The 24,594-nt window shown below is 73.3% G+C and carries 20 protein-coding genes, 1 other RNA gene and 1 pseudogene; 13 read left to right on the top strand and 9 right to left on the bottom strand.

All coding sequences use genetic code 11. The features are described 5' to 3' along the window. Position 1 precedes the first annotated feature (1 nt). The 3 genes from OG737_RS07990 to OG737_RS07980 are packed head-to-tail and all read left to right on the top strand — an operon-like array spanning position 2 to position 4,760. A complete protein-coding gene (locus OG737_RS07990) occupies positions 2-1,531 on the top strand; it encodes a serine/threonine-protein kinase (protein ID WP_405921349.1) in 1,530 nt (509 codons plus the stop codon). After that, positions 1,528-3,102 carry a serine/threonine-protein kinase gene (locus OG737_RS07985; RefSeq protein WP_328925439.1) on the top strand — a complete coding sequence of 525 codons (1,575 nt, stop codon included), beginning with the start codon at positions 1,528-1,530 and terminating at the stop codon, positions 3,100-3,102. The genes OG737_RS07990 and OG737_RS07985 overlap by 4 nt, the downstream gene beginning before the upstream one ends. A 35-nt stretch (positions 3,103-3,137) precedes the next feature. After that, the gene (locus tag OG737_RS07980) at positions 3,138-4,760 is read left to right on the top strand and encodes a serine/threonine-protein kinase (RefSeq protein ID WP_405921348.1); all 1,623 of its coding nucleotides are present in this window, start codon (positions 3,138-3,140) and stop codon (positions 4,758-4,760) included. A gap of 20 nt (positions 4,761-4,780) precedes the next feature. Here the strand turns inward: OG737_RS07980 and OG737_RS07975 are convergent, their stop codons facing one another. Further along, a complete protein-coding gene (locus OG737_RS07975) occupies positions 4,781-7,090 on the bottom strand; it encodes an MDR family MFS transporter (protein WP_405921347.1) in 2,310 nt (769 codons plus the stop codon). Positions 7,091-7,228: 138 nt separating this feature from the next. Here OG737_RS07975 and OG737_RS07970 point away from each other — a divergent pair, with 138 nt between their 5' ends. Beyond that, positions 7,229-9,361, top strand: a complete 2,133-nt coding sequence (locus OG737_RS07970) for an acyl-CoA dehydrogenase (protein WP_405921346.1) — start codon at positions 7,229-7,231, stop codon at positions 9,359-9,361. An 11-nt stretch (positions 9,362-9,372) separates the two neighbouring features. Continuing rightward, positions 9,373-10,560 (top strand): lipid-transfer protein, encoded by a 1,188-nt coding sequence (locus tag OG737_RS07965; protein WP_328925435.1) that lies wholly within the window; start codon positions 9,373-9,375, stop codon positions 10,558-10,560. A gap of 15 nt (positions 10,561-10,575) precedes the next feature. Here the strand turns inward: OG737_RS07965 and OG737_RS07960 are convergent, their stop codons facing one another. From OG737_RS07960 to OG737_RS07950, 3 genes are all read right to left on the bottom strand, one after another. Next, positions 10,576-11,025, bottom strand: coding sequence for a hypothetical protein (locus OG737_RS07960; RefSeq protein ID WP_328925434.1), 450 nt, complete (start codon positions 11,023-11,025; stop codon positions 10,576-10,578). 144 nt (positions 11,026-11,169) lie between these two features. Continuing rightward, positions 11,170-11,604: a VOC family protein gene (locus OG737_RS07955; protein WP_328925433.1), complete on the bottom strand. Its 435-nt coding sequence runs from the start codon at positions 11,602-11,604 to the stop codon at positions 11,170-11,172. An 89-nt stretch (positions 11,605-11,693) separates the two neighbouring features. Continuing rightward, a complete protein-coding gene (locus OG737_RS07950) occupies positions 11,694-12,053 on the bottom strand; it encodes a DNA-binding response regulator (RefSeq protein ID WP_328930256.1) in 360 nt (119 codons plus the stop codon). A 232-nt stretch (positions 12,054-12,285) separates the two neighbouring features. Here OG737_RS07950 and OG737_RS07945 point away from each other — a divergent pair, with 232 nt between their 5' ends. The 3 genes from OG737_RS07945 (at position 12,286) to OG737_RS07935 (ending at position 15,375) form a co-directional block, all read left to right on the top strand. Then, a complete protein-coding gene (locus tag OG737_RS07945; RefSeq protein ID WP_405680001.1) occupies positions 12,286-13,140 on the top strand; it encodes a MaoC/PaaZ C-terminal domain-containing protein in 855 nt (284 codons plus the stop codon). Between the two features lie 183 nt (positions 13,141-13,323). Continuing rightward, a complete protein-coding gene (locus OG737_RS07940; RefSeq protein WP_328925431.1) occupies positions 13,324-14,400 on the top strand; it encodes a Zn-dependent alcohol dehydrogenase in 1,077 nt (358 codons plus the stop codon). Between the two features lie 33 nt (positions 14,401-14,433). Further along, positions 14,434-15,375: a 3-oxoacyl-ACP reductase gene (locus tag OG737_RS07935; protein ID WP_405680002.1), complete on the top strand. Its 942-nt coding sequence runs from the start codon at positions 14,434-14,436 to the stop codon at positions 15,373-15,375. Positions 15,376-15,510: 135 nt separating this feature from the next. On the opposite strand, the gene OG737_RS07930 is transcribed toward OG737_RS07935, so the two are convergent. Beyond that, positions 15,511-16,587, bottom strand: coding sequence for a hypothetical protein (locus tag OG737_RS07930; RefSeq protein ID WP_405921345.1), 1,077 nt, complete (start codon positions 16,585-16,587; stop codon positions 15,511-15,513). 233 nt (positions 16,588-16,820) lie between these two features. On the opposite strand from OG737_RS07930, the gene OG737_RS07925 reads away from it, so the two are divergent. Genes OG737_RS07925 through OG737_RS07915 form a run of 3 tightly spaced genes read left to right on the top strand, consistent with a single transcriptional unit; the run spans position 16,821 to position 19,749 of the window. Then, complete coding sequence (locus tag OG737_RS07925) at positions 16,821-17,687, top strand: Nif3-like dinuclear metal center hexameric protein (protein WP_328925428.1); 867 nt, start codon at positions 16,821-16,823, stop codon at positions 17,685-17,687. Next, positions 17,684-18,427, top strand: coding sequence for a C4-type zinc ribbon domain-containing protein (locus OG737_RS07920; RefSeq protein ID WP_328930255.1), 744 nt, complete (start codon positions 17,684-17,686; stop codon positions 18,425-18,427). The genes OG737_RS07925 and OG737_RS07920 overlap by 4 nt, the downstream gene beginning before the upstream one ends. Continuing rightward, positions 18,427-19,749, top strand: a complete 1,323-nt coding sequence (locus OG737_RS07915; RefSeq protein ID WP_405921344.1) for a bifunctional RNase H/acid phosphatase — start codon at positions 18,427-18,429, stop codon at positions 19,747-19,749. The genes OG737_RS07920 and OG737_RS07915 overlap by 1 nt, the downstream gene beginning before the upstream one ends. A gap of 66 nt (positions 19,750-19,815) precedes the next feature. Here OG737_RS07915 and OG737_RS07910 read toward each other — a convergent pair whose 3' ends face one another. Together OG737_RS07910 and rnpB are read right to left on the bottom strand one after the other, a co-directional pair. Further along, entirely contained in the window at positions 19,816-20,154 is a 339-nt protein-coding gene (locus tag OG737_RS07910) for a hypothetical protein (RefSeq protein WP_328925426.1), read from the bottom strand. A gap of 107 nt (positions 20,155-20,261) precedes the next feature. After that, positions 20,262-20,664, bottom strand: an RNA gene (gene rnpB, locus OG737_RS07905) — RNase P RNA component class A. Positions 20,665-20,679: 15 nt separating this feature from the next. On the opposite strand from rnpB, the pseudogene OG737_RS07900 reads away from it, so the two are divergent. Continuing rightward, positions 20,680-20,934 (top strand): annotated as a pseudogene (locus tag OG737_RS07900) (MerR family transcriptional regulator); the annotation flags it as partial. Positions 20,935-21,160: 226 nt separating this feature from the next. Here OG737_RS07900 and OG737_RS07895 read toward each other — a convergent pair. Further along, on the bottom strand, positions 21,161-22,603 hold the full coding sequence (locus OG737_RS07895) for an RNB domain-containing ribonuclease (RefSeq protein ID WP_405921343.1): 1,443 nt from the start codon (positions 22,601-22,603) through the stop codon (positions 21,161-21,163). Between the two features lie 102 nt (positions 22,604-22,705). On the opposite strand from OG737_RS07895, the gene yaaA reads away from it, so the two are divergent. Beyond that, complete coding sequence (gene yaaA, locus OG737_RS07890; protein WP_405921342.1) at positions 22,706-23,509, top strand: peroxide stress protein YaaA; 804 nt, start codon at positions 22,706-22,708, stop codon at positions 23,507-23,509. Between the two features lie 193 nt (positions 23,510-23,702). Here yaaA and OG737_RS07885 read toward each other — a convergent pair whose 3' ends face one another. Then, a complete protein-coding gene (locus OG737_RS07885; protein ID WP_328925423.1) occupies positions 23,703-24,452 on the bottom strand; it encodes a bifunctional DNA primase/polymerase in 750 nt (249 codons plus the stop codon). Positions 24,453-24,594: the final 142 nt, after the last annotated feature.

Below are 24,594 nucleotides of genomic sequence, written 5' to 3'. Positions count from 1 at the left end.
AGTGGAGCGGCACATAGGGCCGTTCCGGACGGTCACCGTGCTCGGCCAGGGCGGGATGGGCCGGGTGGTGCTGGGGGTGGCACCGGACGGGCGGTACGTCGCGGTCAAGCAGGTGCATGCCGAGCTGGCCGAGGACGAGGGGTTCCGGGCCCGGTTCCGCCGCGAGGTGGACGCCTCGCGGCGGGTGGCCGGCGGCTACACCGCGGCCGTGATCGACGCCGACCCCGACGCGGAGAGGCCGTGGCTCGCCTCGCAGTTCGTGCCGGGGCCCTCGCTGAGCCGGGCCGTGGAGACCGCCGGGCCGCTGCCCGAGGAGGCGGTGCGCAGGCTGGCCGCCGGGCTCGCGCACGCCCTGGCCGACGTACACCGGGCGGGGCTGATCCACCGGGACCTCAAACCGTCCAACGTGCTGCTCGCGGAGGACGGCGTACGGGTCATCGACTTCGGCATCGTGCGCGCGGTGGGGGACCAGACGCGGATCACGCACGACGGCTCGCTCATCGGGTCGCCCTCGTTCATGTCGCCCGAGCAGGTCCTGGGGCAGGAACTCACCCCGGCCAGTGACGTGTTCTCGCTCGGCGCGACCCTCGTCATGGCCTGTACGGGGAAGGCGCCGTTCGTCGGGAGTTCGGTGCCGCGGATCCTGCACGAGGTCGTGCACGCCGAACCGGACCTGAGCGAGGTACCGCCCGGCCTGCGCGGGATCATCGCGCCGTGCCTGGCCAAGGACCCGGCCGACCGGCCGACGCCGCAGGAGCTGCTCGCGCTGATCGGCCCCGTCGAGCCGTCGGCGCGGCCGTGGCCGGAGGCGGTGAACACGCTGATCCACGACCAGCTGGTCGTGATGGGCGCACTGGTGCGCCAGGCCACGCGTCCCGAAACGGCTCCCGAAGCGGTTCCCGTGTGGCGCCGCCGCCGGACCCGGCCGCTGATCGCGGCCGTGGCGGGCCTGGCGGCCGTGGCCGCCATCGGGCTGACCGTGGGGCGGCCCTACGTCGTGGAGGCCTACCGCCAGGTCGTACCCGAGCCCGTGCCGACGCCCGGCACGACACCGCTGGCACAGCGCAAGGACGTGTACCCGGCGTCGCCCCCGCACTGTGAGCAGACCGTTTCCAAGCTGAGCGTGCCGTCCGGGTTCGGACCCGCAGGCGGGGGAAGTCCGCAACAGGCGTCGGGCGCGGAGGAGGTCGACTGCAACTGGGCAACCCGGACCGGTGACCAGATCCGGGTCGAGTGGCGGTTCTTCACGAGCTTGAAGGGCAAGGGCACCGGGGCCGAGCAGGCGAAGAAGTACCACGAGGCTTCCTACGCCCGCGGCAAGACCCGGCGCGAGCTCGCCCTCGGGTTCGCCGAGGAGGGGCTGTGGCAGCCGCCGGACTTCGAGGCGGATCCGAGCTGCAAGCTGCGCGTACGGGACGTCAACATGACGGTCGTCGTCTCGGTGAACGGGCCCCATTACCCGCCCGGCGAATGTGAGGCCTTCACCCGGGAGTTCGCCGGGCGGGCCGTGGACGTGGTGAGGGGATCATGAGACCACTGGGGGCGTCGGATCCTGCCGTGGCGGGGCCGTACCGGCTGCTCGCCGAGATCGGCCGGGGCGGCATGGGCCGCGTGCTGCTCGGCGCCGCACCGGACGGGCGGCTCGTCGCCGTCAAGCAGGTGCACGCCCGCCTCGCCGACGACGACGGCTTCCGCGTCCGTTTCCGGCGTGAGGTCGCCGCCTCGCGCAAGGTCTCCGGCGCCTACACGGCGGCCGTCCTCGACGCCGACGCGGAGGCGGCCGCTCCGTGGCTGGCCTCGGTGTTCGTGGCCGGGCCCGCGCTGGGGGCCGCGGTGGAGAGCGCGGGGGCGCTGCCCGAGGAGACCGTACGGCGGCTCGCCGCCGGGCTGGCGACGGCCCTCGCGGAGATCCACCGGGCGGGCCTGGTGCACCGGGACCTCAAGCCCGACAACGTGCTGCTCGCCCGGGACGGGGTACGGGTGATCGACTTCGGCATCGCCCGGGTGGCCCGGCCCGGCGAGGTCACCGAGCTGACGCGGGCCGGCACGGTGATCGGCTCGCCCGCGTTCATGTCGCCCGAGCAGGCCGAGGGCGGTGAACTGACCCCGGCGAGCGACGTGTTCTCCCTGGGGTCGGTGCTGGTCATGGCCGCGACGGGGCGCAGCCCCTTCGTGGCGCCGACGGTGGCGCTGACCCTGTACAACGTCGTGCACACCGAACCCGACCTCCTCGGCCTGCCGCCGGGCCTGCGCGGCCTGGTCACCCGGTGCCTGGCCAAGGACCCGGCAGCCCGGCCGTCCCCGGCCGAGATCCTGGGCCTGACCGGCACGGCCGACGGCACGCAGTGGTCGCACGCGGTCGACCGCATGGCCGCCGCACAGCAGGAGGAGATCGACCGGCTGCTCCGGGACCCGGACAGCACGGCCCGGCCGGCGGATGCGCCTTCCGGCCCGGACGCGGACCCGGACGCGGCGACCGCCACCGCCCCGCGCGCGGTCCGCCCGGAACGGGCGCACGCGCCACGCGGCATGCGCCTGCGCCGCAGGAGCCTGCTGCTGTTGGCGGGGGCCCTCGTGGCGGCCGTGGCCGCAGCCACGTACCTGCTGCGCGAGAAGGAGGAGCCGCCGCCGCGCCCGCCGGCCGAAGCGGACCGGTACCTGAGCGTGCCGCGCTGCGCGGAGGCGGCCGGGAAGCTCCCGCTGCCGGCCCGGAACGAGAAGAAGGACACGTACAGCAACGAGGCCAGCTGGGCGTCTGCGCACTGCGCGTGGCTGCCGGCCTACGACGCGGCCCACGAGAACGAGCCGCCGCCGTACGCCTCCGTCGATTGGAGACTGGAGCGCAGCGGCCGCAGCGGGGACAGCGGGACGGAGCGCCTGCGGATCGGCTTCGGCCACACTCGCACCGAGACCGGTCTCGGGGTGGGGGACCAAGCGGAGTGGAGGCCGAAAGCGCTGGAAACGGAAATCTGCCGGCTGCACGTGCGCGACGGCAACCTCGTGGTGGAGGTGGCCCTCGGCGGTGCGGAGCATCCCGCCGCGACCTGTGAGGCCGAGGCCAAGGAGGTCGCCCGCGCCGCGCTGGCGGCCGTCCCGCGCTGAGCGCGGGCCGAGTGGAGAGATTGGGACGGGGCGGGATGGAAGACCTGGAGCCCTCGGGGCCGAAGCACGTGGGGCCGTTCGACGTGCTCGGAGTGCTGGGGCAGGGCGGTATGGGGCGCGTGCTGCTGGCGGCCGGGCCGGACGGGCGGCTCGTCGCCGTCAAGCAGGTGCTCGCGCACTTCGCCGACGACGAGAGCTTCCGGGCCCGTTTCCGGCGTGAGGTCGCCGCCTCGCGCAAGGTGTCCGGCGCCTACACGGCGGCGGTGATCGACGCCGACGCGGACGCCCCGACGCCCTGGCTCGCCTCGGTGTTCGTGCCCGGGCCGTCCGTGGGCGCCGTCGTCGAGCAGGCCGGGGTGCTGTCGGAGGACGTCGTACGGCGCCTCGCGGCCGGGCTGGCGTCGGCCCTGGCGGAGATCCACCGGGCGGGGCTGGTGCACCGGGACCTCAAGCCCGCCAACGTGCTGCTCGCCGAGGACGGCGTACGGGTCATCGACCTGGGCATCGCGCGGGCGACGGAGCCGGAGGCCGAGGGGGACACCGGGCTGACGCGGACCGGGTGGGTCGTCGGCTCGCCCTCGTACATGTCGCCCGAGCAGGCCGAGGGCAAGCCGCTCACACCGGCCAGTGACGTGTTCTCGCTCGGCTCGGTGCTGGTCATGGCGGCGACCGGCCGCAGTCCGTTCACCGGGTCCTCCACCCTCCGGACGCTCTACGACGTGGTGCACGCCGAGCCCGACCTGAGCGCCGTTCCGGCGGGGCTGCGCGAGATCGTCGCGAGCTGCCTGGCCAAGGACCCGGCCGCCCGGCCGTCCCCGGCGAGGCTGCGCGAGCTGATCGGTCCGGTGGCTCCGGCGGGCCGCCAGTGGCCGTCCGCCGTGTACGGGATGATCGCCGCGCAGCGGGCGGACATCGACCGGCTGCTCGACGGCCACGGCCCGGCCGAGCCGTTGGAGCCGACCGCCCCGGCCCCGGTACCCGAACCCGCACCTGAACCGCGGAAGGGACCGGCCACGGCGGACACGGAGGAGCCCCCGCCGAGTGACCCGCGGATCCCGCCCGTCCCGACTGCCCCGCCCGTCGCGCCGGAGGACGCTCGCCCGCGCAGCCCGTGGCGACGTCCGCGCCGGATCGCGGCCCTGGCGGCGGCCGGTGTGCTCCTCGTGGCCGGTACCGGCGTCGCGCTGTACGTACGGGACCGGGTCACGGCTCCCCTCGCCTACACGACCGTCCCCAGCTGCAACGTGGCCCACAAGGAACTGCCGTTGGTGGGGGAGCTGTCGGCCTTCGACACCTGGTCCGAGACGGCCGAGCGTGCGCAGTCGGGCTGCAACTGGGAGGGGCGCCGGAACTCCGCCTCACCGGCCGCGCAGGTCCGCTGGGACCTCACTCTCGGCGGGGAAGCGACTGCCAACGCGGGTACCCAGCGGGAGCGTTTCCGCCTGGAGGCCGCCGGTCAGCGCGAGGCACCCCGCCTCGGGTTCGGTACCGAGGCCTACTGGGGCTCCCCCACGACCGACTGGAACTGTGTCCTTTCCGTCCGGGAGGGCAACCTCTCCGTCTGGGTGGGCCTCTCCGCGAAGCCGTACGCCAAGGGCGACTGCGAGACGAAGGCGAAGGAGGTCGCCCGCGCCGCGCTGAAATCCGCCACCCGCTGATCCGGCCGTGTCCGGGCGGTCTAACCGCGGCGGGAAACAGGGGCCTCGGCCGTCACCATGAGGCGGGCGGTCAGGCCCGCGAGGAGCAGGCAGACGACCGCCCACCAGGGCGGGGCGTGGATGCTGCCGACCAGCGCCCCGCCGATCCCCTGACCCACGAGCTGGGCCGTGACGACGGCGGCCGAGGCCGCGCCCGCGTGCTCGGGGAGGGTGGCGGCGGTCGCGGTGGCGAAGATCGGCATGAACGCCAGGCCGACACCCAGGCCGGCGAGGATCATGAAGGGGAGCAGGGCCGGGTATCCGCCCCCGGTATCGACGCCGATGATGGTCAGGGCCACCCCGAGCGGCGTGATCACCAGGCCCGCCACGATGAGGACACGGGGCGCCACGCCGCGGTGCAGCAGGCGGGGGGAGACCTGGGTGGAGCCGATGGCGATCGCGGCGGCCATGGGTGACATGGCCAGTCCGGCCTGGGGTGCGGAGTAGCCGAGGACCGCCACCAGAATGCGGGCCAGGGCCGGCAGCAGGGCGAGGACGCCCGCACCGGCGAGGAGCATGGTGAGGAAGCCGCCGAGCCTGCTGCGGTCCCCCAGGACGTACGGCGGAAGGAGCGGGTTCGACGAACGGCTCTGCCACCACAGGAAGGCCGCGAGCAGGACGACGCCCCCCGCGAACAGAGTCACGATCCCGGAGTCGGCCCAGCCCGACGACGCTTTGACGGAGCCGTAGACGAGGCCGGCGGTCCCGAGGGCGCTGAGCAGCACGCCGGGCAGGTCGAAGCGGGTGCCGGTGCGGTCCGGGCGGTCGTGCGGCAGGACGCGCGTTCCGGCCAGGGCGATCAGGGCGAGGAGCGCGACGACGGCCAGGACCGGCCTCGGGGGCAGCCCGCCGGCCGCGATTCCCAGCACCGGCCCGCCGATGCTGATCGTGGCGTAGACCCCGAAGGCCCTGATCCGTTCCTTCGGTTCGGGGAAGCCGGTGGCCACCAGGGTCAGCGCTGCCGCCGTCACCAGTGCGCCGAAGCCGCCCTGCAGGGTGCGGGCCAGGTTCAGCGGCCCGAAGAGCGAGGCTCCGGTCGAGCTGCCGAGCGCACAGGCAGCCGCGAGCCCCACCAGGCCAATGCCCAGCGTCCGTTTGCTCCCCACGCGGTCGGCGATGTGCCCGCCGAGCAGCAGCAGTGCGCCGAAGGGGACCGCGAAGGCGTAGAAGTCCTCGACATCACGGCTGAGGGTGAAGGGGTTCCAGGTCGTCGCCGCGAGCAGCACCGCCAGCTGTGCCAGCGCGACCACCGCCAGGCCCCGCCGGCGGCGGGACGACGGGTCGGGGACGCCGTCGGCCGGAGCGGTCGGGGTGTAGGCAGGGGCGGCCGGGGCGCGGGGAGCGGTCTCCGTCACGGGCATGGCAGCGGGGGCTTCGGGGCGCGCCGCGGGAACGTAGTCCAGCAACTGGGCGGCATGCCGCCCCAGCTGGGCCAGGACCTCGCCCGGCAGCCAGATCCCTCCATCGTCCCCGCCGGTGCGGGCGGCGATCTGCGCCGGGGTGGGCCGGTTGGCCGGGTCCTTCTCCAGGCAGGCGCGTACGAGGTCGAGGAGTGGCTCCGGCACGTCCGTGAGGTCGGGCTCCTCCTCGGCGATCCGGAAGAGGTGGGCGTTCAGGCCGGTGTCGGTGGCGCCGAAGAGGAGGCGTCCGGTGGCGGCGTACACGAGGGTGGCGCCGAGGCAGAAGACGTCGCTGGAGGGGGTGAGTGCGAGGCCGCGGACCTGTTCGGGCGACATGAAGCCGGGGGAGCCGATCAGCATGCCGGTGCGGGTGTGCAGGCTGTCGCCGGTCAGGCTGTCCATCGCCCGGGCGATGCCGAAGTCGATGACGCGGGGTCCGTCCACCGTCACCAGGACATTGGACGGTTTGAGGTCGCGGTGGATCAGGCCCGCCTCGTGCACGGCCTGCAGCGCGAGGGCGAGGCGGTTGGCGAGAATGCGGACCGAGTGCTCGGGCAGCGGGCCGAAGTCCCGGGCGACGACGCTGGTCAGATCGGGTCCGGCGATGTACTGGGTGGCCACCCACGGCACTTCGACCTCGGTGTCCGTGTCCGCGTCGAGTACGTCCGCCGTCCAGCTCCCGCCCACCCGCCGGGCCGCCGCCACCTCGCGGGCGAAGCGCCTGCGGAACTCGGGCTGGGCCGCGTACTCGGGCTGCACGACCTTGACCGCGACCGTGCGGCCGACCTCTGAGCGGCCGAGGTAGACCAGGCCCATGCCGCCCGCGCCCAGGCGGGCGATGAGGCGGTAGGGGCCTACGTGCGTCGGGTCATCGACGGTTAACGGGTCCACATCAGGAATCTAGCCGAGGCCGTCGGCACAGGGTGAGGAACAGGTGAGATCGGCGACGGCGTGCGCGTCCACCCCGCGATGAAAGAACACGGCGATCTGACCTTCCGTCAGATTGGAACGTGTTCTAGTCTGCCGCGCATGGGCATCGGAATCACGCAAGAGCAGCGGGAGTTGGCCGAGGCTGTGCGCGGGTGGGTGGCGCGGGCCGTGCCGCCCGAGGCGGTGCGCAAGCTCCTCGACACCCCGCCGCAGACGGGGGTGCGGCCGGCCTACTGGGACGCGATGACCGCTCAGGGGCTGCTGGAGCCGCACCTTGAGGGCGGGACCCTCCTCGACCTGGCCGTCGTGGTCGAGGAGGCGGGCCGGGCCGCTCTGCCCGGGGCCTTCCTGCCGAGCGCGCTGGCCTCCGTGCTGCTGGACCGGGCCGGGGCGGAGCCCCTCGCGGGCCGGGTCGGGGCCGTCGCGCTCGGACCCGGCACCCTGACCGCCGTCGCCGTCGAGGGCGGCGGGCACCTGCTCGACGGGCTCGCGCCCCCGGTGCTCGGCGCGGGCGAGGCCGACCTCGTCCTGCTCGCCGCCGAAGCCGCGCACGGCACCCGCTGGTTCGCCGTCGCCGCCGCCGCGCTGGACATCCGTACGCACGAGAGCGCCGACCCGACCCGCCCCACCGCCGAGGTGCGGGCGCGCGGGGTCACGGTCCCGGCCGGCCGGCTGCTGGAGCTGGACGCGACCCTGGTCCGCGACCTGGCCTGCACGCTCTTCGCCGCCGACGCCTGCGGCACCGCGGCCTGGGCGCTGCACACGGCCGCCGAGTACGCGAAGGTGCGCGAGCAGTTCGGTCGGCCCATCGGGCAGTTCCAGGCCGTCAAGCACCTGTGCGCGGACATGCTGGTCCGGCTCGAGCAGGCCCGGGCGCTGGCCTGGGACGCGGCCCAGGCGATGGGCGAGGCGGCGGAGGTGCGGTCGCTGGTCGCCGCCCTCGCGGCCGGGAGTGCGCTCGACACCGCCTACACGTGCGCCAAGGACTGCATCCAGGTGCTCGGGGGGATCGGCTTCACCTGGGAGCACGACGCCCACGTCCACCTGCGCCGGGCCCTGGTCGCCCGCCAGCTGCTGGGGCCCGGGGACGGGCACCGCGTACGGGCCGTACGGCTCGCGGCGGCGGGCGCGCGGCGGGAGCTGCGCCTGGAACTCCCGGCCGGGGCCGAGGCGTACCGCGCGAAGGCCCGTACCGCCATCGAGGACGCGCGCGGGCTCGACCCGGTGGCCGCTCGCCGGATCCTGGCGCCCACCGGCTACGCCGCCCCGTACCTCCCGCCCCCCTACGGCCTCGGCGCCGGCCCCGTCGAACAGCTCGTCGTGCAGCAGGAGCTGCGGGCCGCAGGGGTCAAGATCGCCGATCTCTCGATCGCCACCTGGGTCGTGCCCTCGCTGATCGCCTACGGGACGGACGTACAGCGGGAGGCCTACGTCCTGCCGACCCTGCGCGGGGACGTCACCTGGTGCCAGCTCTTCTCCGAGCCGGGCGCGGGCTCCGACCTGGCCTCGCTGCGGACGAGGGCCGAGCGGACCGCCGACGGCTCCTGGAGGGTCAACGGGCAGAAGGTGTGGACGAGTTCCGCGCACAGCGCCGACTACGGGATCCTGCTGGCCCGGACCGACCCGGACGCGCCCAAGCACAAGGGGCTCGGCTACTTCGTCGTCGACATGCGCACCACCCCCGGCATCGACGTCCGGCCGCTGAAGGAGATCACCGGGGAGGCCCTCTTCAACGAGGTCTGGTTCGACGACGCGCTGCTCCCGGCGGACGCGCTGGTCGGCGCCGCCGACGGCGGGTGGAAGGTCGCCCGGAACACCCTCGGCAACGAGCGGGTCCACATGGCCGACCAGATGAGCTTCGACAGTGGCCTGGAGGCGCTCCTCGCCCGCTCCGCCGACCTCGACGGGACGTACAGGGCGCGGATCGGCGCGCTGGCCGCCGAGGCGCACGCGCTGGCCTGCATCGGGCTGCGCACCACGCTCCAGCAGGTCTCGGGGCTGGAGCCGGGCGCGGGCGCGTCCGTACGCAAACTCGTCCAGACCCCGCACCAGCAGCGGACCGCCGAGCTCGCGCTCGAACTGCTGGGACCGGCGGGCGCGGTACGGGAGGGGGCGGGCGAGCGGGCGGTGCACGGGATGCTCATGTCCCGCTGCCTGACCATCGCCGGGGGCACCACGCAGGTCCAGCTCAATGTCGTCGCCGAGCGGATCCTCGGCCTTCCCAGGGACTAGGAGTCAGCGCAATGAAGTCGTACATCGTGGGCGTCGGCATGACGAAGTTCGAGAAGCCGGAGTCGAGGGACTGGCAGTACTGGGACATGGCGAAGGAGGCCGGGTCCGCGGCGCTGGCCGACGCGGGGGTGGGGTACGACCTGGTCGAGCAGGTGCCGGTGGGGTACTGCTTCCAGGCCTCCACGGCCGGGCAGCGGGCCGTGTACGAGCTGGGGCTGAGCGGGGTCCCCGTCTACAACGTGAACAACAACTGCGCGACGGGCTCGACGGCGCTGATGATGGCGCGGCAGTTCGTGCAGGGCGGCATCAGCGACTGCGTGCTGGCGCTCGGCTTCGAGAAGATGAAGCGCGGTGCGCTGGGGGGTGGCGCGGACGGTGGTGACTTCAAGACGTCGCCGGTCGCCCGGCACTACGGGATCATGGCCGCGGGCCACGGCTTCGAGATGTCCCCGCCGACCGCGCAGATCTTCGGGAACGCGGCGCGCGAGCACATGGAGCGGTACGGGACCACGGCCGCGCAGCTGGCGGCGGTCGGCGCGAAGAACCACCGGCACTCGGCGAACAACCCGAACGCGCAGTTCCAGGACGTGTACTCGGTCGAGGAGATCCTGGCGGCCAAGGAGATCCACTCGCCGCTGACGAAACTGCAGTGCTCGCCGACGTCGGACGGCGCGGCGGCGGCTCTCGTCGTGTCGGAGCGGTTCGTGGTGATGCACGGGCTGCACGACAAGGCGGTGGAGATCGTCGCCCAGTCGATGACGACGGACACGGAGGCGTCCTTCTCGTCGGGCTCGTGCATCGACGTGGTCGGCAAGCCGATGACGGCGGCGGCGGGGCGGCAGGTGTACGAAGCGTCCGGGCTCGGCATCGAGGACGTCGACGTGATCGAGCTGCACGACTGCTTCTCGGTGAACGAGCTGCTGACGTACGAGGCGCTGGGCATGTGCGAGGACGGCGCCGCCGGAAAGCTGGTGGAGTCGGGCGCGACCACGTACGGCGGGCGCTGGGTGGTCAACCCCTCCGGCGGGCTGATCTCGAAGGGCCACCCGCTCGGTGCCACCGGTCTGGCGCAGGCGGCGGAGCTGGTCTGGCAGCTCCGCGGCGAGGCGGGCCCCCGCCAGGTCGCGGGCGCCCGGGTCGGCCTGGCACACAACATCGGCCTGGGCGGCGCGGCGGTGGTGACGCTGCTGCGCAGGTAGACGGGGCGCGGCGGCTCAGGCGTGCCAGATTCCGAGCAGGGCCGCGAAGAAGCAGACGGCGGCGGCCGGTACCACCCAGGGGGAGGTGCCCGCAGAGCGGGCCGATCGGGAGAAGCGCGCGAGGGCGGCCGCGTTGAACAGCCCCGCGGCGAGGCAGTAGGCCGCCCAGAGCGGCTCGAACAGCCAGGCGGGCGATTCGAAGTAGAAGTTGTAACCCAGCAGCCAGGCGTCGAGCTGGGTGACGACGAGGAAGAGGTGCACGGCGAGGATCCAGGGCATCGTCAGGATGACCGCCAGGTGACGCGGATACCAGCTCGCGTCGTCACCCAGCCCGACGCCGCCGGTCATGGCCCACAGCGCGCAGAACGCGAGGAGGACGGCGTACGTGCGGGAGAGCGGTTCGCTCCAGGCCCGTATCGCGGCCTGCCTGATGAGGAGGGCGAGGGACTCTTCTACGGTGGGCATGGGTCACCTGGTGTCTCATGGGTCGCGCAATGGTAAAGCAAAGGACGGGGTGGTGTGCGCATTGCGCACACCACCCCGTCGAACGTCGCGATTCACGGCGCACCGCCATTTTCAGCGGCGGGATGGAATGAGGTTTGCGTCGGCTCAGTCGATGCAGAACTCGTTGCCCTCGATGTCCAGCATCGGGATGCACGACTCGTTGACGCCATCGGCACGCAGTACCTGCACGCATACCGCACCGAGCGCGACCAGTCGTGCGCACTCGGCCTCAAGTACGGCGAGGCGCTCATCACCCACGAGCCCGGTGCCGACCCGCACGTCGAGGTGCACCCGGTTCTTGGCGACCTTGCCTTCGGGAACGCGCTGGAAGTACATGCGCGGGCCCACACCTGTGGGGTCCATGCAGACGAACGCCGCGCCCTGACGCTCGGGCGGCAGCGAGCGGTCGAAGTCGTCCCAAGTGGCAAATCCCTCCGGCAGCGGCGGTACGACATACCCCAACACCTCGCACCAGAAACGGGCGACGCGCTCGGGTTCCGCGCAGTCGAAGGTGACCTGGAACTGCTTGATCGTTGCCATCAGGTCACCGTAACAGGGGGGCGCTGATGCTCAATTCCTTTTCAGGAGCGGCATGTTGATCGGGCGGATGGTCCTGTAGAACGGCATTTTCAGGGCGCACCGAGGGCCGGGTCGATCACCGTTTCGCCCATCGAGGCGCGGCGGATCGCATCGGCCAGGTCCTCGACCGGGCCGTCGCGCAGGACCAGCCCCGCCGCGCCCGCCGCGAGGGCCGCGGGCAGCAGGCCCGGGCGGGCCGAACCCGCCAGGACCAGCACCCGGCACTCCGGATCCTCCGCCAGCAGTCCGGGAACGGCGCCGGCCTCCTCCACCAGCGCCACCGCGGGCCGCGCCAGCGTGTCCCGTACGACCTCGATGTCCGGCTGGAGGCCGAGCTGGAGCGCCAGGGCCGGGTTCGGGGGATCCAGCAGGACGCGCAGCGCGCGGGCCGGACGGTGTTCCACGGGCATTTCGTCCACCGGGAAAGCCTATCTGACATGGAGTCAGGAGGCTTCCCGACAGTCCCCCCGTGAGTCTTCACAACTGTCGGGGCGTGCGTTATACATTCCCTCACCGGCCGGACCTAGAACGCGTTCTAGAACCAGCCGGTCCCGTATGCGACCTCGGTGCGGCCGACGGTGCGGACGGCCGCACCGAGGTCTTCCACGGCCCGGCTCTTCAACGACAGGGAGCAGCATCCTCATGCCGATCGATGCCGCCAAGGCCCTCGCCGCCGACCCCCGCCAGGGGGACATCGGCTGGGACCACAAGGACATCCAGCTCTACCACCTCGGCCTCGGCGCCGGCCTCCCGGCCACCGACCCCGACGAGCTGCGCTACACCCTGGAGTCCAAGCTCCACGTCCTGCCCAGCTTCGCGACCGTCGCCGGCGCCGGCATGGCCATGCTGGGCGGCCTCGCCGCACCCGGGATCGACGTCAACCTCGCCGCGGTCCTGCACGGCGGCCACTCCATCGAGCTGCACCGGCCCATCCCCGTCAAGGGCCGGGCCACCTCCAGCTCCAAGGTCGCCGCCGTCTACGACAAGGGCAAGGCGGCCGTGATCGTGCTGCGCTCCGAGGTCGCGGACGCCGACGGGCCGCTGTGGACCAGCGACGCGCAGATCTTCGTACGCGGAGAGGGCGGATTCGGCGGCGAGCGCGGGCCCTCCGTCCGCGAGGAGCTGCCCGGCCGGGCGCCGGACCGGGTCGAGGACAGAACCATCCGCGAGGAGCAGGCGCTCCTCTACCGCCTCTCCGGCGACTGGAACCCCCTGCACGCCGACCCCGAGTTCGCCAAGACGGCCGGCTTCGACAAGCCGATCCTGCACGGCCTGTGCTCGTACGGGATGACCCTCAAGGCCGTCGTCGACACGGCCCTCGGCGGGGACGTGTCCCGGGTCCGCGCCTACCGCACGCGCTTCGCCGGGATCGTCTTCCCCGGCGAGACGCTGCGCATCCGGATGTGGCAGGAGCCCGGCCGCGTCCTGGTGTCGGTGACCGCCGTCGAACGGGACGACGCGCCGGTCCTCGCCGACACCGTCGTCGAACACGCGTAGGGGGTGTCCGGCGGATCACGGCCGGGCCCGGGCCGCCTGGCACCGCACCTTGCCGCGTTGTCGTCGGTCGTCGATGCTCCGCATGGACTCCCTCCTCCGCCTTGCAATGCACGGCACCAGACGACCCGGGCAATCCGACCCTGATCCGCCGGACACCCCCTCATCCACAAAAGGAGCCGCACCGTGCGCGCAGCACTGCAGAGCGAGATCGGCCAGGACAAGCTCGAAGTGGTCGACGACATGGAGGCCGTGGGCCTCGGCCCCGGCAAGGTGAAGATCCGGATCAAGGCCACCGGCCTGTGCCACTCGGACCTCTCCGCGATGAGCGGCGTCCTGCCGCAGCCCGCCCCCTTCATCCCGGGCCACGAGGGCTCCGGAGTGATCTCCGACGTCGGCGACGGGGTCACCGGTCACAAGCCCGGCGACCGCGTCCTCGTCTGCTGGCTGCCGCCGTGCGGCCACTGCCCGTCCTGCAAGCGCGGCCAGGGCCACCTGTGCCTGGAGAGCCTGGTCAACGCGGGCACCCCCAACTTCCGCCGCGCGGGAGGCGACATCTTCGGCTTCGCCGCCACCGGCACCTTCGCCGAGGAACTCGTGGTCGACGCCAAGTGCGCCGTCCCGATCCCCGACGACGTGCCCTTCGACATCGCCGCGCTCATCGGCTGCGGCGTCACCACCGGCCTCGGCGCGGCCATCAACACCGCCAAGGTGGAGGCCGGTTCCTCGGTCGCCGTCATCGGCTGCGGCGGCGTCGGCATATCCGTCATCCAGGGCGCCAAGGTCCAGGGGGCGGCGCAGATCATCGCCGTCGACCCGGTGGAGTCGCGGCGCGAGGCCGCCCTGCGGTTCGGCGCCTCCGAGGCGGTCGCCCCGGACGCCTTCGACGACGCCAAGAACCGGATCACCGGCGGCGAGGGCTTCGACTACGTCTTCGAGGTCGTGGGCAAGTCCGCCACCGCGCAGACCGCGTACAAGATGACCCGGCGCGGCGGCAGCGTGGTCATCGTCGGCGCGGGCGCCATGGACGACAACTTCCAGATCGACATGTTCTCGCTCTTCTTCGACGAGAAGAAGATCCTGCCCTCGATGTACGGCGGCGGGGACGTGCTCCGCTCCTACGAGCGCACCATCGCGCTGTGGCGGGCCGGCCGGGTGGACCTGGCGGGTCTGATCACGCACCGGGTGCAGCTCGCCGAGATCAACGACGCACTCGACCAGATGCGTACGGGCGTGGCCCTGCGCACCTGCATCGAACTCTGACCCGCTCCGAGATCTGCGAGAGGAACCGTACGGATGTCACTGCCACTTGAGGGGCTCAGCGCCATCGTCACGGGCGCGGGCCGCGGCCTCGGCCGGGCCGAGGCGATCGAGCTCGCACGGCTCGGCGCGAGCGTGGTCGTCAACGACTTCGGGCAGCCCGGCCGGGACGGCTCCGGGGAGGCCTCGGCCTCCCCGGCACAGGAGGTGGCCGCGGAGATCCGCGCCGCGGGCGGCCGGGCGGTGGCGCACCTGGGCGACGTGGCCGACTTCGAGCAGGCGCGCGAGCTGGTGGACCTGGCGGTGGTCAGCTTCGGCAAGCTCGACATCCTGGTCAACAACGCGGGCATCCTGCGCGACCGGATGGTCTTCTCGATGTCCGAGGAGGAGTGGGACTCGGTGATCCGGGTCCACCTCAAGGGCCACTTCAACACCACGCACTTCGCGTCCGTGCACTGGCGCGAGCGGTCGAAGGCGGCGGGCGGGCCGGTCTACGGCCGGATCGTCAACACCTCCTCCGAGGCCTTCCTCGGCGGCTCGGCCGGCCAGCCGAACTACGCGGCGGCCAAGGGCGGCATCGTGGGCCTGACCACCTCCACCGCCCTGGCCCTCGCCAAGTACGGGGTGACGGCCAACGCCATCTGCCCGCGCGCCCGCACCCGGATGACCGAGGACGTCTTCGCGGGCTTCCAGGTCCCGGAGGAGGGCAAGCTGGACGCCCTCGCCCCCGAGCACGTCTCCCCGCTCGTCGGCTACCTGGCCTCACCGGCCGCCGCGAAGGCCAACGGGCAGCTGTTCGTCGTGCACGGCGGGATCGTGGTCGTGATGGAACGCCCGAGGGTGGCGGCGAAGTTCGACACGACCAAGGAGGCCTTCTCCTACGAGGAGCTCGACGAGGTCCTGACCCCGCACTACGACTCCCGCCCGGCGAACGAGACCTTCGCCGCGACGGAGGTCCTGGGCCTCAAGCGCGGCTGATCCGCGGCGCTGCGGCGGCGGGTCCGGGTCGTGCACCCAGACCCGCCGCCGCGCTGGTCAGCGGGCCGACAGGAAGCCCAGAGGCCCGTGCAGATCGGCCGGCTCCCGGTAGTGCACGCCGGTCATCGCCCGTGCCTATCGCAGCGGGGCCTGCTGGAGGGGGATGGGGCGCGTCGGGGGCGGTGGGACGGGGTCCAGGCGGACCGGCGGGGGAGGGGAGACCGGCAGGCTCATCCCGACGATCCCGCAGGGGACTTCGGGGGTCGCGTACGGGAGGTGCAGGCGGCCCTGCGGACTCCACAGGCCTGTTCCGCCGAGCCAGCCCGCGGGCGCCCCGAGCCGGAAGAGGTGCCGGTCGGCGGGGCGCCACAGCCCGATCCCGCCGTCGGGCAGCCGCAGGGCCACCCCGCTGGTCTCCGGCATCAGCGCCTGGCCGGGCTGCACGGCGAACGGGTGCGCGTCCCCCAGCCGCAGACACTCCGGGAAGCGGACCGGCAGCGAACTGCCCAGCACCCCCCAGCCCAGGCGCGGTTCGCCCGGCGCGTCCGATCGGATCAGCAGCAGGCCGCTGTCCGGGTCGGCCAGCAGCAGCCGGTCGTCGCTGGCCTCGGTGATCTGGAGCAGCGGGGAGACCTCGCCGCCGCGCACCAGGTCGACGGCGACGGCCTTGGTGGTGCCGTCCAGCTCGCGGTCCAGGGCCAGCAGCCGGCCCACGCGGTCCAGCCATACGCCGCCGGAGCAGCGGCCCGGGATCCGGGCGACCTGCTCCGGCCCGGAGCGGCCACCGGCCACCCGCCACACCGTGGTCCCGGCGTCGGTCACGGCCAGGGCGAAGGCGTCGCGGCCGTCCGGGGACGGGGGCAGCAGGCGGACCCGTACGTCCCTTCCTTCCTCCGGCTCCACCGCCCCCAGCTGGAGCTCCCCGGTGCGCGGCCCGGCAGCGGCGCCCGTCGGGTACAGCAGGGCGAAGGCGTGCCGCTCCGCCACCCGCCGGTGGATCAGCACCCGCCCGTCGGTCAGGGGCAGCAGCTCGCTGTCGGCCTCCTCGGGCTGCGCGAGCGGCAGCGGCACCGCGTACGGCTCGGGCCCGGCCAGGGTCCAGCGCTCCGCGTAGAGCGCCTCGCCGTTCCCTGCGAGGCGGGCGGCGTACGACCCGTCCGCGGCGATCGTGAACGGGGCCGTGGTCGTCATTTCGATGGCACAGACAGTCATCCGTGCTTCACCTCCGGTGGCGAAGCTAGTTTTCGCCGTTCCTGACGAACAGTGCGGCCAAGCCCGCTTCACACATACGGGTGGCCGGGCGGCGATTCGTCTTTGGCTCAGGAGACGGTTGTGCTGTGCAAGATCCGGGCGCTCACCCGCCCCGGCCGTCGTGGGGCCGGGAGCAGGGCCGGGGCGGGGCCCGTCCTGGCGGGGACGGTCGCACCGGACGGTAGCCTTGGCCCGTGCCCCGTCTCTCTGAAGTCATCGCCGCGCTGGACGCTCTCTGGCCCCCCTCGCGGGCCGAGCAGTGGGATGCCGTCGGCACCGTCTGCGGCGACCCCGAAGCCGAGGTCTCCCGGGTGCTGTTCGCCGTGGACCCCGTACAGGAGATCGCCGACGAGGCGGTGAAGCTGGGCGCCGACCTGATCGTCACCCACCACCCCCTCTATCTGCGCGGCACCACCACCGTCGAGGCCGGCACCTTCAAGGGCCGCGTCGTGCACACGCTGATCAAGAACGACATCGCGCTGCACGTCGCCCACACCAACGCCGACACCGCCGACCCCGGTGTCTCCGACGCCCTCGCCGGCGCCCTGGACCTGCGGATCACCGGCCCGCTGGTGCCCGACGCCACCGACCCGGCCGGCCGCCGGGGCCTGGGCCGGATCTGCGAACTGGACCACCCCGAGACCCTGCGCGAGTTCGCAGCCCGCGCCGCGGCCTCGCTGCCGGCGACCGCCCAGGGCATCCGCGTCGCCGGCGACCCGGACGCGCAGATCCGCCGCATCGCCGTCAGCGGCGGCTCCGGCGACAGCCTCTTCGACCAGGTCAGGGCGGCGGGCGTGGACGTCTTCCTCACCGCCGACCTGCGCCACCACCCGGTGTCCGAGGCCCGCGAGCAGAGCCCGCTCGCCCTCGTCGACGCCGCCCACTGGGCTACCGAATGGCCCTGGTGCGAGCAGGCCGCCGCACAGCTCGACGCGATTTCCGAGCGCCATGGCTGGGGTCTGCGTACCCATGTCTCGCGCACGGTCACCGACCCGTGGACGGCGCACGCGCCGTCCGACGTTTCCTCACCTCCCTCTTCTATCTCAGGAGCCCCCAACTGAACGCCGAGCCCGCCGACCAGATCCGACTTCTCGACGTCCAGGCCCTGGACGTCCGGCTGTCTCAGCTCGCCCACAAGCGCAAGTCGCTGCCCGAGCACGCCGAGGTCGACTCGCTGACCAAGGACCTCACCCAGCAGCGCGACCTGCTCGTCGCCGCCCAGACGCAGGCCAGCGACGCCGCGCGCGAGCAGACCAAGGCCGAGCAGGACGTGGACCAGGTGCGCCAGCGCGCGGCCCGCGACCAGCAGCGCCTGGACTCCGGCGTGGGCATTTCGGCCCGGGACCTGGCGAACCTGCAGAGCGAGGTCGTCTCCCTGGCCAAGCGGCAGGGCGACCTGGAGGACGTGGTCCTGGAGGTCATGGAGCGCCTGGAGGCCGCGCAGGAGCGGGTCACCGAGCTCACCGACCGCGTCGCCGGCCTGGAGACCAAGCTGGCGGACGCCATCGCGCGCCGTGACGCGGCCACCGGCGAGCTCGACGCCGAAGCCGCCAAGATCGCCAAGGACCGCGAGGTCATCGTCGCCTCCATGCCGGCCGACCTGATGGCGCTGTACGAGAAGATCCGCGTCAAGCAGGGCGGGGTCGGTGCCGCGCGCCTGTACCAGCGCCGCTGTGAGGGCTGCCGCCTGGAGCTCGACATGGCCGAGGTCAACGAGATCAAGGCCGCGGCCCGCGACCAGGTCGTGCGCCACGAGAACTGCGGCCGCATCCTGGTCCGTACGGCCGACTCGGGCATCTGATGCCGCGCTTTGTCGTGGAGGCGGACGGCGGCTCCCGGGGCAACCCGGGGCCCGCCGGCTACGGCGCGGTCGTCCTCGACCCGGCGACGGGCGAGACGCTGGCCGAGCGCGCGGAGTACATCGGCGTCGCGACGAACAACGTGGCGGAGTACAAGGGCCTGATCGCCGGGCTCAAGGCGGCGCGTGAACTGGCGTCGGACGCGCAGGTCCTGGTCCGGATGGACTCCAAGCTGGTCGTCGAGCAGATGTCCGGCCGCTGGAAGATCAAGCACCCGGACATGAAGCCGCTCGCGGCGGAAGCGGCGACGATCCTGCCCCGCTCCCAGGTCACGTACGAGTGGATCCCACGCGAGAAGAACAAGCATGCGGACCGGCTCGCCAACGAGGCCATGGACGCGGGCAAGCGCGGCAAGCAGTGGGAGCCGTCGGCCTCCAGCGCCGCCCTGGACCACGGCGCCGCGCGCGCCGTAGCCTCCGGCGGTGTTCCGGGGGACGTGGCGAAGGGCGCCGCAGCCGTGCGCGCCGCCCTTGCCTCCGGCTCCGGTACGGGCACCCGCGCGGCCGAGGCCGCGCCCGCGCGGGCCGGCTCCGCCGAAGCGGGCGGCACCGGCACGCTCTTCGCGCAGCCCGGGCCCGGCGCCGCCGGACAGGCCCCCACGGCGGCCCCCGCCGCGGGCACGGGCTGGGGGCCCGACATGGGCACCCCCGCCACCTTCGTGCTGCTGCGCCACGGCGAGACCGCCCTCACCCCGCAGAAGCGCTTCTCCGGGAGCGGGGGCTCCGACCCCGAGCTGTCACCTGCCGGGCGGCGCCAGGCCGCGGCCGTGGCCGAGGCGCTCGCCGCGCGCGGCACCGTGCAGACGGTCATCAGCTCCCCGCTGCGCCGCTGCCGCGAGACCGCGCAGGCCGTCGCCGACCGCCTCGGCCTCGACGTGACCGTCGAAGAGGGCCTGCGCGAGGTGGACTTCGGCGCCTGGGAGGGCCTGACCTTCGCCGAGGTGCGCGAGCGGTTCCCCGACGACCTCCAGGGGTGGCTGGACTCCCCGAAGGCGGCCCCCACGGGCGGCGGCGAGAGCTTCATGGCCGCCACCCGCCGGATCTCGGCGACCCGCGACCGACTGCTCGCCGCGCACGCGGGCCGTACGGTGCTGCTGGTCACCCACGTGACCCCGGTCAAGATCATGGTCCGCCTCGCCCTGGGCGCCCCGCCGGAGTCCCTGTTCCGCATGGAACTCTCGGCGGCCTCCCTGTCGGCGGTGGCCTACTACGCCGACGGCAACGCCTCGGTACGGCTGCTGAACGACACGTCCCACCTGCGCTAGCCGCACATCCGAAAGGGCCCCCGCCCCGATAGCCCGATGGCGGGGGCCTCTCTCACCGCGTCTTCATCAGGGTGCGGGCTTCAGGTGGCTGAGGGCTTCCACCGACCGGGCCAGGGCGCGGGCCATGTTGCGGGCTTCGGCCTGGGCGGATTGGATCGCGCCGCTCGCCTCCCGCGCGTACCGGCCGGGCCGTTCTCCGTCCGTGGTGGCCCAGTCGTCGTCACGCCGGAGCATGTGCCGCTCCAGGTGGCGTAAGGCGTCTTCGAGGTGACGGGCCAGGTCGAGCAGGCTTCCGGCCACGGAGGCGATCTCGGCGGGGCTTCCGTAGGCTTCGCGGGGGTCGGTGGTCGTTTCGGCGAGTTCGCGTATGAGAGCGGCGGCAGCGGCCGCGGGGTGATCGGTCATGGGTGCGAGCGTGCCCCATGACGTGCCCCTGCGAGGGGCATTCGTGTCAGCTGCCGAGATCCGGGCAGCCGCCGGCGTTCGCGGCACCCCGAACGGAGTGGAAAGGGCAGACGAGCCGGCCTGTACGCCGGGTTCTGTCACCCGGTGACCTCGCGGTCGCCGGGGAGACGGCCATCCATCTAGGACCGGCGTTGCCGCCGGCCTCGTGCGGTCTACCCGCGAACTCGGGCGAGCAGCCCTCAAGCGTCCGCGCAGACCCGTCCGAAGACGGATCCTCTTGACCTTGCTCCGGGTGGGGTTTACCTAGCCGCCTGAGTCACCTCAGGCGCTGGTGGTCTCTTACACCACCGTTTCACCCTTACCGGGGACCGAAGCCCCCGGCGGTCTGTTTTCTGTGGCACTGTCCCGCGGGTCACCCCGGGTGGGCGTTACCCACCACCCTGCCCTGTGGAGCCCGGACGTTCCTCGGCGGGATCCTCAAGATCCCGACGCGGCCGCCCGGCCGACTCGTCTGCCGTGGCGACCATGCTACCGGCTGTGCCGACGCGGCTTGACCTTGCCGCAGCGGCAGGGTTTCTACTGGAGGGCATGCGGATCGGAGAGATCGCCGCGTTGGTCGGGGTCACCACCCGGGCGATCCGGCACTACCACGATGTCGGGCTGCTCCCGGAGCCGGAGCGGCGACCCAACCGCTACCGGGCCTATAGCGTCCGTGACGCCGTCCTGCTGGCCCGCGTACGGCGGCTCACCGAGCTCGGGCTGAGCCTCGACGAAGTGCGGGACGTCCTCGCCGACGACGCCGGGCGCGAACTGGCCGACGTACTCGAAGAGCTCGACGCCAACCTGGCCCGCCAGGAGGCCGAGATCGGCGAGCGCCGGCGGCGGCTCGCGGCGCTGCTGGCCGCGGCGCCCGGGGAGGGCGAGCCGCTCTCGCCCGCGCTCGCCGCGCTGCTGGCGAAGGCGCCCCGACGGTCTCGCGTGCCGCCGCGAAGGACGCCGGGGCAGGTCAGGCCGGGGCGAACAGGACCTTCGCCGTGCCCGGGTCCGCCTCCGCCAGCAGGACCCGCAGGCGCTCGCCCAGCGGCAGCTCCCGCGAGGCGGACACGATGCGGCCGACCACCGCCGGGTCGGTCAGATGGACCGTGCCCACCTTCGGCTCCCGGTCGTCGACGTCGATCACCATCGCCTCGAAGACCTCCCCGACGCGGTTCTTGAGCAGCGCGGCCTCGACCAGGTCCACGCACTCCCGCTCGGCCTTGTTGGCGAGCCGGGTGCCGTCCGCCATCTCCTCGGGGAGCGCGTCCAGCGCCGCCACCGCCCAGCGCGGGGGCTCAGCCCCGGCCACCGCCGCCAGGCACAGCTCGCCCGAGTATCGGTCGACCAGCCGGCGCAGCGGCGCCGTGCAGTGGGCGTACGGGGCCGCGACCGCCGCGTGGAGCGCCGGGTCCGGGGCCTCGCCGCCGGTGAAGACGGTGTATCCGGCGCCGCGCAGAAGGGCCGTGCACTCCTGGAGGAAGGCCGCGTGGTCGGGACGGTGCGGATCGAGGGAGCGCACGAGTTCGGCGTACGGGACGTGGTGCGGCCAGTCGATCCGCAGGGCCTTCGCCGCCCGCCGGAGCCTGCCGACGGCGCCGTCGGGCGCGGTGGGCAGGGTGCGCAGGATGCCGGTCCCGGCGGCCAGCATCAGATCGGCGGCGGCGATGCCGGTCATGAGGGAGATCTGGGCGTTCCAGCCGTCCGCGGGCAGCGGGGCGCGGTAGGCCAGGGTGTACGAGTCCCCGTGCCCGACGATCTCCTGCTCGGGCACGTTCAGCGAGATGCCGCCGCGCTCCACTTCGAGGGCCTCGCGGAGCAGCCCGATGTCCTTCAGGAGGGCGAGGGGCTCCTCCGCCGTGCCGGTGTCGATGGCCTTCTGGACGCCGTCGTAGTCGAGCCTGGCGCGGCTGCGTACGAGGGCGCGACGGACATCGGTGGTCTCCACCCGGCCCTCGGCGTCGAGGTCGAGGCGCCACAGCAGCGCCGGTCGGGGCTGGTCGGGCAGCAGGCTGGCCGCGCCCTCCGAGAGCACGGCCGGATGCAGCGGGACCTTCCCGTCGGGGAAGTAGAGGGTGGTGACGCGGCGGTGGGCCTCGGCGTCCAGCGGGCCGCCCGGGGTGACGAAGGCGGCGACGTCGGCGATGGCGTAGTGGACCCGGAAGCCGCCGGTGGACCGTTTCGCCAGGTGCATGGCCTGGTCGAGGTCGATGGAGGACGGGGGGTCGATCGTGAAGAACGGGATGTCGGTGGCATCGGCCCCGGGCAGGCGGGGTTCCCGGGCCGCCCGCCCGGCCTCGGCGAGCACCTCGGCCGGGAACTCCTCCGGTACGTCCAGCTTCGTCCGCAGTTCACGCAGCGCGGCCCGCAGGGCAGCCCCGTCTGCGCCTGTCATGTGCATAAGACGGCGTGGCATGGATCGAGCGTATGGGCGGCGGGCCCGGACGGCATGGCGAGCCGTCTACCCTGGCTGCGGGGCCGCATCCCCTGCGCCGTGTCGTACCGAAGGAGAACCACCGTGCTCGTGCTGCTGCCGCCGTCCGAAGGAAAGGCCGCCGGCGGCTCCGGCGCACCGCTGAAGCCGCAGACGCTGTCGCTGCCGGGGCTGGCCCCGGCCCGTGCGGAGGTCCTGGACGAACTGGTCGAGCTGTGCGCCGCCGACGAACTGAAGGCGCGCGAGGTGCTGGGCCTGAGCGAGGGGCTGCGCGGCGAGGTCGCGAAGAACGTGGAGCTGCGCTCGGCGGCGGCCCGGCCGGCCGGGGAGATCTACACCGGGGTGCTGTACGACGCCCTGGCGCTGGCCGACCTGACCCCGGCCGCGCGGAAGCTCGCCGAGGACGCGCTGCTCGTCTTCTCGGGGCTGTGGGGCGCGGTGCGGATCACCGACCGGATTCCCTCGTACCGCTGCTCGATGGGTGTGAAGCTGCCGGGGCGCGGCGCGCTCGGCGCGTACTGGCGGGGGCCGATGGCGGACGTGCTGCCGGCTGTTGCCGGGGACGGGCTGGTGCTGGACCTGCGGTCGGCTGCGTACGCGGCGGCGTGGAAGCCGAAGGGGGAGACGGCGGGGCGGACGGCGACCGTGCGGGTGCTGCATTCGCGGGTGGTGGACGGAGTGGAGAAGCGGTCGGTGGTGAGCCACTTCAACAAGGCGACGAAGGGTCGTCTGGTCCGGGACCTGCTGCTGGCCGGTGCGGTCCCGGCGTCGCCCGCCGAGCTGGTCACGGCCCTGCGCGACCTGGGCTACACGGTCGAGGCCGAAGCCCCCGCGAAGGCGGGCAAGGCCTGGTCCCTCGACGTGGTCGTCACCCAGATCCACCACTGACCCGCCGTTGGCGGTGGCTTCGCCCCCGGACTCCTGCGAACTCAGCTCAGCCCAAAACCAGGCCCGCCGGCGTTTGAGGCGCGGGGTCTGGGGCGGAGCCCCAGGGCGCCCGGGCGCAGCCCGGGGGCGCTTGCGCAGCGGCGCCGCACCCCGCCGGGCTTGGGCGCAGCCCTGGACCGAGCCCCGGCCAGGGCTAGCGGCCCAAGGGCCAGGCGACCGCCGCCGGGGTCTGGGGCGAGGTGCCCGCGTACGTGGCGCAGGCGTCCGTCAGGGTCTCCAGGAGGGTGAGGGGGTCCGGGAGGGGGTGTTCCATGCCGCGGATCCAGGTGACCGCCTGGTCACCGGGGAGGGCCGCCGGGGGGACCAGGACGTAGCTGCCGCGGCAGTGCCAGCGCAGGCCCGGGTGTTCGTCCATGGTCTCGGGATGGCAGTCCAGTTCGCACGGCCACCACTCGTCCTCGTCCTCCGGCGTGCCGCGGGTGGCGGTGAAGAAGAGCATCCGGGCCTGGTCGCCCGTGCCGCCCGACTCGGCGACCGGGCCGACCTCGATGCCCGCCTCCAGCAGGCGGGCGAGTGCGCCGGTGCCGGCTTCCAGCGGGACGTCGAGCACGTCGTGGACCATGCCGGTCGCGGTGATGAAGTTGGCCTGGGGCTGGTTGCGCGCCCACCGCTCGACCTGTGCGCGGTCGGTGGTCGACTGGGTCTGCCAGGCGAAGGAGAGGGGGTGCCGTGCGGGCGTCGGACAGCCGATCCGGTCGCACGAACACCGGTAGCCGGCGGGATGGGCGGCGGGGGCGAGCGGCAGACCGGCCGCGGCGACGGCCAGGAGCAGCGCCTCGCGTTCTCGTCCGGGGTCCTCGGCGACGGGTTTCGGCCGCCGACGCAGCCACTGGGAAATCCTGCTCTGCTCGCCGCGTTTGACGCGGCCGGACTCAGACCCCATCGATCCCCTCACCTCACCGTATCCCCGGCGGACCTTCACATGGTCCCACCATCCTGAGCCCCGGGTGACCGGTCTTCGTGACCGGGGGGTTGGGGATGGGTAACCGACGCCCCCTACATACCCATAGAATTCGGGCATATAT

The sequence above is a fragment of the Streptomyces sp. NBC_00122 genome, assembly GCF_045160845.1.
In the GTDB taxonomy this organism is placed as follows: domain Bacteria; phylum Actinomycetota; class Actinomycetes; order Streptomycetales; family Streptomycetaceae; genus Streptomyces.
Note: the sequence above shows the minus strand (reverse complement) of the source record. Positions and strands in the feature narration are given on the sequence as shown.

Bases quoted from the DNA above. Each gene is read 5' to 3' on its own strand.
- OG737_RS07985 (WP_328925439.1), top strand. From the start codon at position 1,528: ATGAGACCACTGGGGGCGTCGGATCCTGCCGTGGCGGGGCCGTACCGG.
- OG737_RS07980 (WP_405921348.1), top strand. From the start codon at position 3,138: ATGGAAGACCTGGAGCCCTCGGGGCCGAAGCACGTGGGGCCGTTCGAC.
- OG737_RS07970 (WP_405921346.1), top strand. From the start codon at position 7,229: ATGGGCATCGGAATCACGCAAGAGCAGCGGGAGTTGGCCGAGGCTGTG.
- OG737_RS07965 (WP_328925435.1), top strand. From the start codon at position 9,373: ATGAAGTCGTACATCGTGGGCGTCGGCATGACGAAGTTCGAGAAGCCG.
- OG737_RS07960 (WP_328925434.1), bottom strand. From the start codon at position 11,025: ATGCCCACCGTAGAAGAGTCCCTCGCCCTCCTCATCAGGCAGGCCGCG.
- OG737_RS07955 (WP_328925433.1), bottom strand. From the start codon at position 11,604: ATGGCAACGATCAAGCAGTTCCAGGTCACCTTCGACTGCGCGGAACCC.
- OG737_RS07950 (WP_328930256.1), bottom strand. From the start codon at position 12,053: ATGCCCGTGGAACACCGTCCGGCCCGCGCGCTGCGCGTCCTGCTGGAT.
- OG737_RS07945 (WP_405680001.1), top strand. From the start codon at position 12,286: ATGCCGATCGATGCCGCCAAGGCCCTCGCCGCCGACCCCCGCCAGGGG.
- OG737_RS07935 (WP_405680002.1), top strand. From the start codon at position 14,434: ATGTCACTGCCACTTGAGGGGCTCAGCGCCATCGTCACGGGCGCGGGC.
- OG737_RS07930 (WP_405921345.1), bottom strand. From the start codon at position 16,587: ATGACTGTCTGTGCCATCGAAATGACGACCACGGCCCCGTTCACGATC.
- OG737_RS07915 (WP_405921344.1), top strand. From the start codon at position 18,427: ATGCCGCGCTTTGTCGTGGAGGCGGACGGCGGCTCCCGGGGCAACCCG.
- OG737_RS07910 (WP_328925426.1), bottom strand. From the start codon at position 20,154: ATGACCGATCACCCCGCGGCCGCTGCCGCCGCTCTCATACGCGAACTC.
- OG737_RS07895 (WP_405921343.1), bottom strand. From the start codon at position 22,603: ATGCCACGCCGTCTTATGCACATGACAGGCGCAGACGGGGCTGCCCTG.
- OG737_RS07885 (WP_328925423.1), bottom strand. From the start codon at position 24,452: ATGGGGTCTGAGTCCGGCCGCGTCAAACGCGGCGAGCAGAGCAGGATT.